This window comes from Mesorhizobium tamadayense, from assembly GCF_003863365.1.
Classification (GTDB): domain Bacteria; phylum Pseudomonadota; class Alphaproteobacteria; order Rhizobiales; family Rhizobiaceae; genus Mesorhizobium; species Mesorhizobium tamadayense.
On record NZ_RQXT01000029.1, the window covers coordinates 1 to 15,419 of the forward strand.

At 60.0% G+C, this 15,419-nt stretch carries 11 protein-coding genes and 1 pseudogene; 3 read left to right on the top strand and 9 right to left on the bottom strand.

Going from position 1 to position 15,419, the window contains the following annotated elements; all coding sequences use genetic code 11:
• Nucleotides 1-99: 99 nt before the first annotated feature.
• From EH240_RS21585 to EH240_RS21615, 7 genes are all read right to left on the bottom strand, one after another.
• Nucleotides 100-774 (bottom strand): LuxR C-terminal-related transcriptional regulator, encoded by a 675-nt coding sequence (locus tag EH240_RS21585; RefSeq protein WP_125002391.1) that lies wholly within the window; start codon nucleotides 772-774, stop codon nucleotides 100-102.
• A gap of 99 nt (nucleotides 775-873) precedes the next feature.
• Nucleotides 874-1,803, bottom strand: coding sequence for an electron transfer flavoprotein subunit alpha/FixB family protein (locus tag EH240_RS21590; protein ID WP_125002393.1), 930 nt, complete (start codon nucleotides 1,801-1,803; stop codon nucleotides 874-876).
• Between the two features lie 23 nt (nucleotides 1,804-1,826).
• Nucleotides 1,827-2,576, bottom strand: a complete 750-nt coding sequence (locus EH240_RS21595; RefSeq protein WP_125002395.1) for an electron transfer flavoprotein subunit beta/FixA family protein — start codon at nucleotides 2,574-2,576, stop codon at nucleotides 1,827-1,829.
• A gap of 64 nt (nucleotides 2,577-2,640) precedes the next feature.
• Nucleotides 2,641-3,537 carry an NAD(P)-dependent oxidoreductase gene (locus EH240_RS21600; protein ID WP_125002397.1) on the bottom strand — a complete coding sequence of 299 codons (897 nt, stop codon included), beginning with the start codon at nucleotides 3,535-3,537 and terminating at the stop codon, nucleotides 2,641-2,643.
• A gap of 98 nt (nucleotides 3,538-3,635) precedes the next feature.
• The gene (gene gabT / locus EH240_RS21605; RefSeq protein WP_125002399.1) at nucleotides 3,636-4,940 is read right to left on the bottom strand and encodes a 4-aminobutyrate--2-oxoglutarate transaminase; all 1,305 of its coding nucleotides are present in this window, start codon (nucleotides 4,938-4,940) and stop codon (nucleotides 3,636-3,638) included.
• Nucleotides 4,941-5,060: 120 nt separating this feature from the next.
• The gene (locus tag EH240_RS21610; RefSeq protein WP_125002401.1) at nucleotides 5,061-6,251 is read right to left on the bottom strand and encodes an NAD(P)/FAD-dependent oxidoreductase; all 1,191 of its coding nucleotides are present in this window, start codon (nucleotides 6,249-6,251) and stop codon (nucleotides 5,061-5,063) included.
• A 54-nt stretch (nucleotides 6,252-6,305) separates the two neighbouring features.
• Nucleotides 6,306-6,644, bottom strand: coding sequence for a tRNA-binding protein (locus EH240_RS21615; RefSeq protein ID WP_125002402.1), 339 nt, complete (start codon nucleotides 6,642-6,644; stop codon nucleotides 6,306-6,308).
• 156 nt (nucleotides 6,645-6,800) lie between these two features.
• Between EH240_RS21615 and EH240_RS21620 the strand changes: the two genes are divergently transcribed.
• Both EH240_RS21620 and EH240_RS21625 read left to right on the top strand, forming a co-directional pair.
• On the top strand, nucleotides 6,801-8,258 hold the full coding sequence (locus EH240_RS21620; RefSeq protein WP_125002404.1) for an NAD-dependent succinate-semialdehyde dehydrogenase: 1,458 nt from the start codon (nucleotides 6,801-6,803) through the stop codon (nucleotides 8,256-8,258).
• 266 nt (nucleotides 8,259-8,524) lie between these two features.
• Entirely contained in the window at nucleotides 8,525-8,857 is a 333-nt protein-coding gene (locus tag EH240_RS21625) for a hypothetical protein (RefSeq protein ID WP_125002406.1), read from the top strand.
• Between the two features lie 334 nt (nucleotides 8,858-9,191).
• Here EH240_RS21625 and EH240_RS39120 read toward each other — a convergent pair.
• A pseudogene (locus tag EH240_RS39120) lies at nucleotides 9,192-9,331 on the bottom strand (IS3 family transposase); the annotation flags it as partial.
• A 498-nt stretch (nucleotides 9,332-9,829) separates the two neighbouring features.
• Between EH240_RS39120 and EH240_RS21635 the strand changes: the two are divergent.
• Nucleotides 9,830-10,720 (top strand): LysR family transcriptional regulator, encoded by an 891-nt coding sequence (locus tag EH240_RS21635; protein WP_125002408.1) that lies wholly within the window; start codon nucleotides 9,830-9,832, stop codon nucleotides 10,718-10,720.
• Nucleotides 10,721-11,134: 414 nt separating this feature from the next.
• Here EH240_RS21635 and EH240_RS21640 read toward each other — a convergent pair whose 3' ends face one another.
• Nucleotides 11,135-15,349: a protein NO VEIN domain-containing protein gene (locus EH240_RS21640; RefSeq protein ID WP_125002410.1), complete on the bottom strand. Its 4,215-nt coding sequence runs from the start codon at nucleotides 15,347-15,349 to the stop codon at nucleotides 11,135-11,137.
• Between the last annotated feature and the right edge of the window lie 70 nt (nucleotides 15,350-15,419).

The window sequence follows — 15,419 nt, forward strand, 5'->3', positions numbered from 1 at the left end:
GATACGAGCACCCATCTGGCTGCCACGGTTCTCCACCTGAACACCACAATGAACTGCTTGCGGGGACCGTTTCAAACGGGCCACGGCGCCGAGGCCGGCCTAGCCGAAAGGCAACCTCGGTATACGGCGCTTCTCGCTTGAATAGAGCGCGACCGCCATCGCCCGATTGCGGACGGCAAGCTTATCGTAGAGATTCTTGAGATGGTATTTCACCGTATTCTCGGAGATCCCGGTGCGCGTCGCGATCTGAAGGTTGGTCCAACCATCGGAAAGCACCGCAAGCAGTTCCCGTTCCCGAACAGTGAGCTGAGACAAGGGTGTGTCATTGACCTTGCCAAAGTCGATATACGGAATGCAGATGCGGCCATGCGCGACCGCCAGGATCGTCTCGAAGATGATTGGCGGGTCGTCGAACTGAAAGCAGTAGCCCTGCGCCCCGAGGCGCACGCACTGCTTCAGGATTCCAATATCGTGGTCGTTGGAAAAGACTGTGATGCGAACGTTGAGCTTGCGGCTCTGGATCTCGGCGAGAACGTCCGCGCCATCCATGTCGGCAAGCTTCAAGCCGATGACGGCGACGTCGAATTGCTGTGTCGTTGCCAGCTCAAGGAAATGCTTGCCGCTTTGCACCGAGGCCAAAAGTTCGAAGCGCCCGTCACAATCCAGCATTTCGCGCAAAGCTGATACAACAAGCGGATTGTGTTCGGCGACAACGACGCGAACGCGCCGCTCGTCTGATTTAGCATCGTTCGATCTTGGCGACCTTGTGCTCAAGAGCTTCCGTTCTGGACGTTTGCGGACCTGTAGACCCTATGTGGAGCAGTCCCGACTGCAGCATTTGAGGGTGCAGTCGAAGCCATTCGGACAAGAGCGTCAAAGCGCCTTTTGCAGTTCCGGCAGGATGACGAACAGGTCGCCGACCAGGCCGTAATCGGCAACCTGGAAGATCGGCGCCTCCTCGTCCTTGTTGATGGCGACGATGACCTTCGAATCCTTCATGCCAGCAAGGTGCTGGATGGCGCCGGAGATGCCGACCGCGATGTAGAGGTCAGGCGCCACGACCTTGCCGGTCTGGCCGACCTGCCAGTCGTTCGGCGCGTAGCCGGCGTCGACGGCGGCTCGGCTTGCGCCGACGGCGGCACCGAGCTTGTCAGCGACCGGCAGGATGACCTCCTGGAACTTTGCCGAGGAGCCCAGCGCACGGCCGCCCGAGATGATGATCTTGGCCGAGGTCAGTTCGGGAAGGTCGCTCTCGGACAGCTTGTTCTCGACAAAGGAGGACAGGCCAGGGTCGGCTGCCGCCGAGACATTCTCGACGGCAGCCGCATTGCCTTGGGAGGCGACAGGAAAGGAGGCGGTGCGGACCGTGATCACCTTCTTGGCATCGGTCGATTGCACCGTCTGGATGGCGTTGCCGGCATAGATCGGTCGCTTGAAGGTGTCGGGCGAGACAACGTCGATGATCTCGGACACCTGCGCGACATCAAGCAGAGCCGCCACGCGCGGCGCGACGTTCTTGCCCGATGAGGTCGCCGGCGCGACGATCGTGTCATAGGCGCCGGCCAACGAGACCACCAAAGCGGCCAGCGGCTCGGCGAGGCGCTCGGCCAGTTCGTCGGCTTCGGCGAGCAGCACCTTGCTGACGCCCTTGAGCTTGGCAGCGGCGTCGGCAGCGCCCTTGGCGCCCTTGCCGGCCACCAGCACATGCACGTCCGAACCGATCTGCAGGGCCGCCGACAGCGCCTTGGCGGTCTGGTCGGAGAGGGTTGCGTTGTCGTGTTCGGCGATGAGGAGAATGGTCATTTGTCTGTTCCTTTCCCGATCGCTTACAACACGCCGGCTTCGTTCTTGAGCTTGTCGACCAGTTCGGCGACGCTCTTGACCTTGACGCCTGCCTTGCGGCCGCCCGGCTCCTCGGTCTTGAGCACCTTGAGCCGCGGCTTGACGTCGGCGCCGTAGTCGGCCGGCGATTTCTCGTCGAGCGGCTTCTTCTTGGCCTTCATGATGTTGGGCAGCGAGGCATAGCGCGGCTGGTTGAGGCGAAGGTCGGCGGTGACGATCGCTGGCATCTTCAGCTCCACCGTCTGCAGGCCGCCGTCGACTTCGCGCGTCACCTTGGCCTTGTCGCCCTCGACAACAACCTTGGAAGCAAAAGTGCCCTGCGCCCAGCCGAGCAGTGCCGCCAGCATCTGGCCGGTCTGGTTGGAATCGTCGTCGATCGCCTGCTTGCCGAGGATGACGAGGCCGGGCTGTTCAGCCTCGACCACGCCCTTCAGCACCTTGGCGACGCCGAGCGGCTCGGTCTGCTCGTCGGTCTTGACCAGGATGGCGCGGTCGGCGCCCATGGCGAGTGCGGTGCGCAAGGTTTCCTGCGCCTGCTGCGGCCCGATCGAGACGACGATGATCTCTTCCGCCTTGCCGGTTTCCTTCAGCCGGATCGCCTCTTCGACCGCAATCTCGTCGAATGGGTTCATCGCCATCTTGACGTTGGCAAGCTCAACCGCCGAACCGTCAGCCTTGACGCGCACCTTGACGTTCGCATCCACAACCCGCTTCACGGGCACAAGGATCTTCATTTCCTGTCACTCCACTAGGATGGATCTTCAATAGGCACCGGCCCAAAGCACTTCCCTGATCGGCTTAGAGCTTTCCGTAAGCGTTAAGTGTCCTGAGCCACAGCTCCTTGTATGCTGCGTCAGTCATGTAAGCCGCGTGGGCGGTTAACGTGACGTTTTTGAGCGAACGATAAGAACTGACTGCAGGCAAGGGCTCTTCGGGAAATACATCCAGAGCTGCATGTCCAACCTGACCTTCGGCCAACATCTGGAACAGTGCGGGCTCCTCAATCAACCCGGCTCGCGCGGTGTTGACCAGAATGAAGCCCCTTGCCGGAAGGCGAAGCCGACGGGCGTTCAGCAGTTCGGCGGTCTCGGGCGTTAGTGACAGATGCAGCGATACGACGCTGGCATTCTCCAGAGCCTCATCAAGGTCAGCAACGAAGGCGCGGTGATCGCGGGGGGTACGGTTCCAGGCTGCGACCTCCATGCCTATGCCGGCGGCGAGATCGGCCATGCAGGCGCCGATGCCGCCTAAACCGACCACCGCGATCTTCTGCCCCATCAACTGCAATCCGCCCAAGGGCGACCAGACGCCGGAACGGATGTCTCGGTCCATCTGCGCCACTTTGCGCGCCGCCGAAAACATCAACGCACACGCGTGTTCGGCGACCGCTCGGTCGCCATATCCTGGCGTGGTGTAGACCCCGACTCCGCGTTTGGCAGCGTCTTGCAGGTCCACGTAGGTCCCCGCTCCCGTGCCCATGAAGATAATCGCCCGGATGGAGGGACAGGCATCGAGGACGCTGGGCGGAACGACTGTATGTTCGACGAAAAGCACGTCGGCCTCAGAGCCCATGGCTATGAGCGCCGCCTCGGTCGGATTTCCCTGATTGATCCTGATCGCATCAGGAACCGGCAAGTTGCGGGCTTCGATGACGCGGGCCAGCTCATCCGTGCAGTCCACAAATATCGCGCGCATCGGGGTTCTTCCTTCTTGTCGGTCGGCGCGGGCGATCGATCTCTTTCCGCGGCTGGAATCACGGCCCGGCGGCGACCGGGCCGTGAAGTTCTCATGCCCTATGCAGCGGCAGATATCTTGTCGGCATCCAAGGCCTCGCCCAGGATCCGCATGGCTTCGTCGAGGTCGTCATCGGAAAGAACCACGGGCGCCAGGAAGCGAACGATATTTCGGTGAACACCGCATTTGATCACCAAGAGGCCTCGCTCCCGCGCACGCACCATCACCTGCTGCGCGCGATCGGCATCCGGCTTCCTTGTCTCGCTATCCGTGACAAATTCGATAGCCCGCATGAAGCCAATGCCGCGCACCACGCCAATGTCGGTATGGTTTGCCTTCAACGCCTCAAGGGCGTCGGACAGCCTTGTGCCTAGCGCGGCGGCGCGTTCCACAAGGCCGTCCTGCTCGAATGCATCCAGGACGGCAAGAGCCGCAGCACATGCTATCGGATTGCCACCATAGGTACCGCCGAGTCCACCCGGAGCCGGCGCATCCATAATCTCGGCTTTACCGACGACGCCCGAGAGTGGGAACCCACCTGCAAGGCTCTTGGCAACCGTGACCAGGTCGGGCTGGATTCCGGCATGCTCGAAGCCGAAAAGCTTGCCGGTGCGGCCGAAGCCAGTCTGGATTTCGTCGGCTATGAGGACGATGCCATGGCGCTCGGTGATCTCTCTTAAAGCGCGCAGAAATTCAGGTGGGGCCTGGAGGAACCCGCCGTCACCCTGCACCGGCTCGATAACGATGGCGGCAACGCGGTCCGGTGCGACTTGCGTGGCGAAGACTTCTTCGAGAGCCGAGATAGCGCCTTCGGTCGTGATGCCGCGATAGCTGTCTGGATAGGCCGAGTGGAACACCTCACCAGCGAACGGCCCGAAATTCTGCTTGTATGGTTGGGCGAAGCCCGTCAGCGTCACGCCAAGCAGGGTGCGCCCATGGAAACCGCCCCGAAACGAAATGACGCCCGGACGGTTGGTATAGCTGCGGGCGATCTTGATGGCGTTTTCAACCGCTTCGGCGCCTGTGGTCAGGAAGACGCTTTTGTAGGCCGCGCCCTTTCCGACCAACTTGTTGAGCCGTTCCGCTAGAGCGATGTACGGCTCATATGCTGCAACCTGAAAGGCCGTGTGTGTGAGGCGTTTCAGCTGCTGCTCAACGGCCGCTTTCACGCGCGGATGATTGTGGCCGACGTTGATGACGCCGATGCCGCCGACGAAATCGAGGTAGCGACGGCCATCCGTATCCCAGATGTAGGCGCCTTCTGCGTGATCGACGACAATGGGATGCGCCGTGAGGATCCCCCTTGGGATGTTGTTCGCGCGAGCGGTCAGGAGTTCGTTCGGACTACGCTGGTTCGACGACATGAAGCATTCCTTTCTCAGCCCGTCGCGGGCTGACAGTGTTTGGGGTAGCGGTGACGGGAAGTCTCGAAAGACATGTCGCCTTCGGCACACGCCTCCAACATCAGTGCTGACTGGTTCGGATCACATCGATTCGAACACTTCGAGGTTACCGACCACCGGCCTGTCACCGCTGGCATCGAGAACGCAGGCCCGACCGGGAGAGACGTTCTCGGCCGTGATTCCGAGGGCTGCGATGTCCGCGGGAATTGCGGCATTCAGCGCGAAGCTTGCCGCAAGACGGGCCGCCGCCACGCCGCCCATCACGCCGTTGCCACCCTGTCCCGCCAACCAGATGAAGCTTGGCTCCTCGGGATCAGATCCGATTACCGGCTCATGATCGGGGGCGAATGTCCGCAGGCCGCCCCATTTGTGCTTCACGCTGTGGACTTCCATGGTCGTGAACCTGTGGATGCGATCAATGGCGATCGCGACCTCAAGTTCATCGGCCTGCGCGTCACAGGGCTCCGACCCCGCCATATCGACTGGCGATACCATGATCCGGCCGGCTTCCGGCTTGAAGTAGAACGTCTCGGCGACATCGAAGGTCATCGGCCAGGTCCGAACATCACTGCCGGCCGGCGGATCAAAGACAACGGCAGTTCTACGGAACGGGACGACATTGCGATAGGAAAGGCCCGCAAGCGAGGCGATCTGCTGTACCCAGCCTCCAGCCGCATTGACCACAACGGGAGCCTCGAAGGTTCCAGCCGGCGTGGAAACGGTCCACATGCCGTTAGAATGTTTAAGGGCTTTGACCTTGCCATTCGTGACGAGCTGACCGCCACGGGCTCGAAGCATTTTCAGATAGCTCGTCAAAAGCGCATTGGTGTCGACGTCCATGCAGTCTGGCTCGTACAGAGCCGAGACGAATTCGCTTGCCTTTACGACAGGGCAGTACCGGAGGGCGTCTTCCGAAGAAGTCAGCTGGATGGACGCACCCCTCCGTGTTAGTTCCTGCGCCTGTGCAGCAAGCTTCGCCTGCTCGCCGTCCCGGGCGAGAAAAAGCGCTCCACGCGGCGTGACAAGTGGAACGTCAGTGAAACCCTCTGGGGGTTGCTCAAGGAAATTTCGAGAGGCGGTAACAAGCCGGCTCCATAGCGCGGGGCCGTAATTTTCCGTCATCACCGCGGCAGACCGGCCCGTTGAATGATAGCCCGGCGAGGCCTCCATTTCGAGAAGAATGACCTTGCCACCATTGCTCAATTCATAGGCGGCCGAAGCTCCAGCAATGCCGGCGCCTATGACAATGAAGTCTGCGGTTTGTATGCCCATCTTTTTGTTCCTCGAAATAGATACTTTTCGTCGAGATGCATTGCGGAGTCAGACTCAGAAAACGGCTTCGCCTATCTCGATCTCGTGTGTCGGCGTCAGCAATTTTACTTCGCCAGCTGTATTGCGTGCCCCAAGAATCAGGATCTCTGAATTGAACCCGGCGATGTTCCGCGGCGGCATGTTGATAACGCAGGCCACCAAACTGCCCACCAAGTCCTCAGCCTTGTAGCTGGTGATCTGCGCGCTTGACCATTTCCGGCCAAGTGGGCCGAAGTCGACTTCAACTTTGTAAGCCGGATGTCGTGCGCGCTCGAACGGCAACACTGCCAGGACGCGACCGATCCTTATGTCAACCTTGGCAAAATCGTCATAGACGATCTGAGTCTTTTCCATTTCTCACCTCGTTTTAGGGAGTGTGCGCCTCCGGAGCAGCGGTGTTGGATAGATCGCCGGGCAATTTTGGCCGTTGCTATCGATGTTGGATATCGCTTCGGCAGATTGTGCTGCGACATTGAGTGATGATCGCGGCAAACTTATTTGGAGATTGCCGTGTCCATCGCCAAGCAACTGAAAGATCCATCGCTTTTTGCAGAGCTTTGTTACATCGATGGAAAGTGGGTGGGAGCAAACAGCGCTGCCATCATTCCGGTAGATAATCCAGCCACAGGCGAGATAATTGGCAGCGTTCCAAAATGTGGCGCTGAGGAGACTGAGGCCGCCATAGCGGCCGCGGATATGGCCTTCAAATCGTGGCGCCGGAAGACTGCGGGCGAGCGCGCTGCCCTTTTGGAGCGGTGGTTCGATCTCATGATCGCTAACGGTGACGACCTCGCACGTATCATGACCTTGGAACAGGGCAAGCCGCTCGCAGAAGCGCGGGGCGAGATCGTCTATGGTGCCTCGTTCGTGAAATGGTTCGCGGAAGAGGCCCGCCGCATCTATGGGGAGACGATACCGGCGGCGTCAGCGGACGGCCGCATCATCGTGCAGAAACATCCTATCGGGGTTGTCGGGGCCATCACCCCGTGGAACTTCCCGAATGCAATGATCACGCGCAAGGCGGCTCCAGCTCTGGCAGCCGGCTGCACGATTGTGATCAAGCCAGCAGAATTCACACCCTTCTCTGCCTTGGCTCTCGGCATCCTTGCGGAAAGGGCTGGGATACCGAACGGTGTCATCAACATTGTGACCGGTCAGGCTGCCGAGATAGGCCGCGCTTTAACAAGCAGCCCCGTTGTGCGGAAGCTGACGTTCACCGGGTCGACCCGCGTCGGCAAGATGCTGATGGAACAATGCGCCGCGACGGTAAAGCGGGTCGGCCTGGAGTTGGGTGGAAATGCGCCGTTTTTGATTTTTGACGACGCGGATCTCGACGCGGCAGTCACCGGGGTGATGACAAGCAAATTCCGCAACGGCGGTCAAACCTGCGTATGCGCAAACCGCATCCTTGTTCAGGATGGAGTCTATGACGCATTTGCAGAGAAGCTTGCCGCCGCAACCTCGAAGCTCATAGTCGGCGACGGCCTATCAGAGGGTACAACTGTCGGCCCAATGATCAATCAGGCGGCGATTGCCAAGATTCAGGAACATGTGGACGATGCTACGTCGAATGGAGCGGCTGTAGTCGTCGGTGGCGGACTGCGATCCGGACTGTTCTATGAGCCCACGATTCTTAGGGATGCGACGGTCGATATGAAAATCGCCAAGGAGGAGACGTTTGGCCCGGTCGCTCCGCTGTTCCGCTTCTCGACGGAAGAACAAGCCGTCGCGATGTCGAATGACACGCCATTTGGTTTAGCGTCCTACCTCTATACGCAGAATATCTCACGCGCCTTCCGCGTCGCCGAAGCCCTTGAATTCGGGATGGTTGGGATCAATGCTGGCTCGGTTTCGACCACCGCGGCACCGTTTGGCGGCATCAAGGAATCGGGCCTCGGTCGTGAGGGATCTCATCACGGGCTGGAGGAGTTTCTAGAGCTGAAAACGCTCCATCTTGGTGGTATCTGAAAGGGGAAAAATACAAATGGAGCAGAGAATTCTACCGCCTGAATTTGAGAATGCACCAAAGCTTTCGCCCGAAGAAGAACGTATTGCGGCTCTTCTTTATGTCTTGCTCTCTACAATCGGCCTTGCGCTCATTGTGTGGTTCCAGGCGTAGCTCAGCCTCGACTTGAAGATCAGCGCCCCGCCGGACATCCTCGGGTCTTTCCTTATGCTGCATTAAGCGGATCGCTGCCACGAACCGGTATGGCCGCGAAGGGGAAATAATTGCGATGCGTAAGCCCAGCACCAATTACATTAACATCGACGGGAAAGCATTGAAGGGGAAGATCGCTACACCTGCTTTCGATTTAGAGTTAACGGGAGAAGCCATGCTCGGAACCGCCGATTCAAATCCGGATATCTTTCTCCTTTTCAGCAACAACTCTCATGGTGACCGACTGAAGGTGGGCGCATTATGGAAGCGCCGCGGTCTAGGAGGTGCAATAGCGTACCTATTGCTGCTGCACTTGGATTTTGGGCGCTGGTCTGCACATCTTACGCGATGGCATGGGCGGGGCGACGACACACTCTGGGCTGTCGTTCCCTTTGATGGTGACAAGTAGGATATTTGGCCCTGAACTCATCCGGCCGGCGAAAGCCCCCGTGGGTGGACCAGGCCGTAGCTGCCTCCGCGCTTTTTGTGTCTGCATTGTCGGCGGTCCAACCAAAGACACAATGGCCGAAATGGGGCCGAAACCAGACTGTCCGGTGCTGGTGTCAAATCGCAGTAAACTGCCGTTCGACCCGACGATAAAATGCTCTTGCAGGCCGAAATGACCGTATCAGCCTGACTGTCCGGAAGCGCAAGCAGCCCGATGAACCGGCTCATAGTGAAACCGATGCGCCGCAGAGCATCGAAATGATCATGGTCTCATCGACCGCTAGCGATTGATCTTGCCGGATCTTCTCGGCTGCCGCCGGGGAGATGCCGCCGAACTTGACCTTTCAGTATACAGCGTGAACTCGCTGACCCCCTGCTTGCGGGCGAGATGGCCCGTCTTCGCCCCTGCCTCGTCCTCGCGCAGCACCGCGATGATCTGCTCTTCCGTGAACCACCATGCCGTTTGGTCGCGGTCGGCGCATCGTGCTCCACGATCCCTACCCGCGCCCTTGAATATCAGAAAAAGCGTCTCGATCCGAATAGTCCCATACCGGTGTCGGACAATCTCAATCCCAATCCGGAGCCGACCCGGCCCCCTGCCGCGCCAGATCGAGCAGGTGCTCGTGCTGCTCAGCGCCGTAGCGCCGCTTGATCGAATCGAGATGGCGATGCGCTCGGGTGAGAGCACGCTTTGGATTCGATTCGAGCCTCCATGTCGGCTTCATTGATGGCGATGGATTCGGCCAACGTCCCTTAGGCAAGGTGAGCGCGGTGAGAGGCCTAGCAAGTGTCTCTAGCATGCTGCGCCGAGACCTAAGCGCATATGACAAATTTCGATCATGCAATGACAAATCTGCTGTCTGTTTAACTTCTTGTTGCCAGAGCGACCTTCTCGGCTCATTCCATTCTAAGTGGGATCAAAAACAGGCAACCGATGACCAACATAGACAGCAGGCGACTCGACATCGATGGGCTGCGGGCACTACGTGCCATTAGGCAGCATGGAGGCGTTACCCGGGCAGCTAAGGCTCTCGACCTCACGCAATCGGCGGTGAGCCACAAGGTGAAGCGCATGGAAACCAGCCTCGGTTGTGAGTTGCTGGACCGCAGTCCAGGCAGCTCTATGTTCACTTCAGAAGGCGAAGACCTTCTCGAATATGCCGTGCGGATTTTGAGGCTGCATGACGAGGCGCTGGTCAGCCTTGCGAAGTCGGACGTCGCCGGCCGCATTCTGCTGGGCTTCACCGAGGACACTACCTGTTCCGACCTGTCGCGCATCCTCGGGCGCTTCTGTCGCCTGCACCCGCAGGTGGCCGTTCGGACGAAAGTCCGGACGAGCCTCGTGCTGCGCTCGATGCTCGAGCGCGGGGAGTTGGATGTCGCCATCATGCAGGTCTTCGCCCACGAGGTCAGGCCTGCAGACGTGGTGCTGCTTCGCGAGAACCTGCACTGGGTCAAATCCCGCGCGCTGTCGCTGGAGCCCGAGGGAGCGATCCCATTCCTCTCTTTTGACGACGACTGTTTCTGCCGACGCTGGGCACTCGACATCGGGCAAGACGGAGGGGCGGCTCTGGAAACCGTCTTCGAGTGCTCCAGTGCCGCGGGCATCGTGGCTGCGGTGAATGCGGGACTTGGCGTCGCGCTGCTGAGCGATCGCCACACGCGTCCGGAGATGGAAATCATCGCTAGCCGTCTGCCCGCGCCTCCAGCGCTGGCCTACGTACTGCGCCGCGCCAGGAAGGCCCGGAACCCCGCTCTGGAAAGCCTGACCTTCGAAATCGAGAGTGAGATAAGCCGATATGGCGGGCTGGCTCTCGCCGTCTAGCTTCAGCGGGGCTACGCAGGGCACTAATGCGCGGTCGGCTCTTTGACATTGCCCACTTGCTCAAACGAGAGCTTGTGGGCCGCCGTCGGTCCGCTCTTGGATTCCTGGCTGACGACGACGACTAGATGATCGGCGGAGAGTCAGGCGAAGCATTCGTGCAGCCCTGGATCTGACTAGTAGTCTGAAACGGGGCCGGTAGCGGAGTGACCGGTGTTGGTGCTCCAAGCCAGGAAAGCGACATCATGCTGTAGCCCAGTGGGCCAAGGCCGCAGATGCATGCCTTGATGCCGAAAGCACCAGATCAACTATTGAGAATGTGACTTCGAGCATCCGGCCTCGCTCAGAAGGGGCGATACCAGAACGCGGAAAAGTTTGCTGGTCATGTTGCCGCGCGGCAGTCAGGTGGGAAATAAATCAAATTCGAGGCTCGACAGCCGCCCGAACGCCCGACAGCTGCAGCCTGAGTGTTCCTTGTGCGAGCATGGCTGCGGGGTTCTTGAATTTCTTGATCGTGGGGTTCTTCTCGTCAACGCGGTAAATGCGCCATAGCTCGTAGTCGTCGCCATACTTCAATGCCAGTGCGAACTCGGCAGCTGACCATTCGAAGCGACCATCGTCACCTGTCGTGGACTTTACTTCTATATAGATTGTCCTTCCATCGGAGGAGACTGATCGGATGTCATGATCCGCACCGGGATTCGTCTTTGAGGTCCAGACGACACGGTCGGCCGCATCCGCGTGTCCCTCTGCAGTCACCCGACGCAGTTCCGCATCGAACGCGATTTCTTCGCCCCGCATGCCCGTCAGGCGGTCGCGCTCCATCTCGGCAGGGGTTCGGTAGCTGAAGCCTCCTCCGTAGCCTCCGCCATTACCGCCGATCTGCGCGACCGGAGCCCCTATGACAGCCAATACCGTTGCGTGTACGGTGTCGATCGGCGGAAGCGTGGGGGCAATCGATTGGCTTGGTGCGGTCGCCGTCGGAGCCGAAGGTCTGCTGGGCGCCGATCCGGTCGAAGGGTTTCGGGAGGCGATGTCGGACATGAGTTGTCCCAGCAGGTCGTTCACTGCCGCCTCCGCCTGAACTGCCGGCCGCGTATCCTCGAACAGCTGATCCTCTGCTTCGCTCTTCGTCCATCGCGGACTCAGGCCCCGGCTCGCTAGGTAGCTTCGAATGTCGGCAACGCTCTGTGCCGCCAGGAGCGGTAGAATTGCAGCCGCCAGCGCTCGGATGTCGTCCAAGCGCTCGGCCCCTGCCACTTCGGCGAGAACCGCCGCAACGTCGAGCCGATAGTCGAACAGGTTTCGAGGAGGCAACAAGGCGATCTCCCCGTTCGCCGCGGCATGGCTGGAAGCCACCGTTGCGGAAATGCCTCCGATCGAGAATGTCTTCTCGATCGCGGCATAGAATTGGACCTTCGACACTGCCGCGAGGCGACTTCCCATCTCCCTCGCAGATCGGTCCGGTGAAAGATTGCGGTTAGTCGCCCAGCGCAACTCTTGCAGCGCTATCGCGAAGTCAGGATCATGCAGCATGGTCAAGAGGTCGGCCTCGTGCGCCGGTTGATACCAGAGAGGCCGCTTCTGCTCGTCGCCGGTGGACACGAAAGGGCTGCCACACACTTCGCTCAGTCGTCGCAGGCCGGATCTGCCGAAGAAGGCCGCCCCCCCGTCATCAAGATCGGCGAAGACGATTTCAGCGCTCTCTTTGGCAATCGCTCGAGCGAGTTCCGGGAAGTCGTTCTCAAGAAGTACGCCGTTCGCCAGATCGTTTCGCGAATGCAGGGTGCCGGTCTGCGCCAAGAACACATCGGCGTCATTGGAAATCCCGTTCGGCAGGCCTTGGTTGCCTCGTTTGGAATAGCATTGGCGCAACGCAGCTCGCTCTGGAGCCGTCGGAGTCCATCCGTTTTCGGCCTTTTCCGCTATTCCTTCGAACAAGATGGTCCAGTGCCGCTCACCGACCGTGCGCTGAGCGCCAAGAGATACGAGGGCCTTCTGAAGGTCCTCGCCTTGTACCACCGGAAAAACCAAGTCAAAGCAGCGCGGTATCATCGAACCCACTAGCGTGTCCTCGGGCGCGCGATAGGCATTGCCCAACCACAGGACAGGGTCGGACTTGAGGTTGAAGGCCGATTTCTTCTCCTCAGCCATAATCGCGACAAGGGCGCTGTAGAAAACGGCGGGGTTCTTGGGCCCGACGCTTGCGGCGCGCCACTGGTTCAAGCAAGCGATCAACGTCGAGTACGGCGGAAGTCGATGAATCTTGGTGGCCTTTACCAGAGCCGCAGGCACCGATCCGACGATCTTCGTCTCGTCGTTCAAGATCGCCCGATTCAGGTCGGTGTCGGCATGCAGGGAACGCGGCTCGGACAATCCTCCCGCTGCATTCCGCATGAACGCGACTTTTCCAAGCGTCGAAAGAGCGCTCGGGGTGAATAGCTTCAAGTAGCGCACGATCAGGGCCGCGCACGCATCAGGATCAGTTTCCCCGGTGGCAGCCCGCTCAGCGAGCGACACGAGATCCTTCGACGACAGTTTTCGCCGGATGGCCAGTTTTTTCAGCAGAGCCCCATTCCTGGACACGGCGGTCGCCGGGGCCATCACGGCGTCCCCGAGAGCCTTCATCAGTTCCCGGGGAAGCTGCACCAGGTCGTCCGCGGCGTGCCAACCACCCCCATTGGCCTTGAGGACCGGGCTGCGCTTTATTTGGCTGATCGTGCGCCTGTTGAGGCCTTCCGCACCCGCGAGCAGATGGCGATAGAGAGCTTCGATCTCGCCTTCATCGGCGGTGCCGGCAGAAGCCCTTTCCGCGATGTCGCACGCCCACTCGTTTACGTCGAATTGCTTCGCCAGTCCCCGTAGAACGCGACTGACGAACAACGCAGGATGCAGCCGTCGTCCAAGCGGCACCGGGCAGACGTCCCAGATTTCGTCTGGGACGATGACCAGCACGCCGGCGCCGTCCAAGGTCCCGTCCGCTGCTAGCGTCGACGGAGAATTCGCGAGGTCCGTTCGATTGTTGTTAGAGAGACTCTTTGAGACCGCGTCGAGCGATTTTCCGAAGGAGACTTGAAGAGCAACTTTTCTGAGGCTGGCGGCATGGTCCGGGTAATGGAATTGCGCTTCGTCGGCCTTGGCTTTTGAGGCCAGGCCAGCCCCTCTAGGTTCTACGCTGCAGCGCAATCTCACTAGGGAATTGGGAGTGAACTGCTTGGCCCCGGCTGCGGCGGCCATCTTCAAGACCTCTTGCGCGGCCGAGAGGTCGGAGCGCACATCCCGGAGTTCGCCCAAGAAACCCCGCAGCAAAGGGTGGCTGGGGACGACGAGCTTTTCGGCAGAAGAGAACACGCCCTTCTTCTCCGTGGCCCAGCAGTCTCTCGTCGACAACTCGGAAGCGGTGCGCTCCATGAACCATGCTCGCTTCGGGGGATGCGACGGGGCCAGAGCAAGATAGGCATCGGCTCCGAACGCATCGAGCCAGTCCTTGGTCAGTAGGTCGGCGGACAGCACGGCGGCCTGGTTGGCGAGCCACTCGTTCCACGGCGTCGCCACGATCTCGGATCGATCAATATTCAGCTCAAACGGAGCGCTGATGCCCACCACCGCGCCGGTCAACGCACCGGGCGCCTTCAATGGATAGTGATAGTAGCCCTGCTGCTGCAGCTGAACACGCCTGCGCTTGATCGGCAACGATACTGCGACCCGCAGTTTTCCCTTGGGTTCGTCGTAGTAGGCGGAGAAATCCGGAATGGTCATCGCGCTTGGGCGCTCGACGGACCGGCCGTACTCAATTTCCTCGGACGATTCGGTTTGTTTCTGGTCGGGATCCGAATTCGACCAGCGCTCCAGCCTGCCGATACGACGGATCGCGTCGATTCCGTTGATGGAGCACTTCTCGGTCAGCGCTGTCTGGAACCACAGCAGATTCTTGCCGGTGCGAGACGACTTGAGCTCGAGACGCCTGATCCCCCGGGTGGCTCCGGCCAACGAGAGCTTGCCGAGCGTATCGAAGAGCTCCGCGGCCATGCCTTCGATCGCAGAGGCTTCAACCTCCTCAGTGAATGCAGGCAATTTGCCCGCATCTCGATCCCGAAACGGTACATATATGGTCACGCCGATGACGCCTTCGCTCGCCGGATCGGCGAGGCGTTTCGTCCCGAGCGTGGGTAGGTCCATCACCGCCATGGTGCCGTTCGACCTGACGTGTATGCGATCGCCGAACCGGAACAACGATCGAAGTCCAAAATTCTTCGATCCGATACCTCGCTCCTTTGGGGCAACTTCCGCGACCCTAGCGCTCGTGTCGCCGACAACGCGGCCCACCCCTACAATCACGCTGAGCCGACTCCACCCCAGCTCGTCGATATGGCGGCCGCTTCCCTTGATGGTCAGCCCGGACCGACCAAAAACGAGCGACATCGTCTCTCCGCCGGCATCGAACTCGTTCTGGACCAGTTCGCGCAACACGTCGATCGGATCGTGTCCGAGGACGAATTGCTCCACGAACGAAGCACCTATGGACTGTGCGAAATCGCTCGGCTCGAAGTCCGGGGGCGTCCAGGCCTCCCCTTGATCGCTGGTACCGTCCGATGTTCTCAGGCGTTCAGTGCGCGCATCCGCAAGCGTCATGTCCAAAGTCCCCCAAGGATTGTATTATCTGCCGACGAAACGAGAGAAAAACAACATCTGCGGCGCCCTA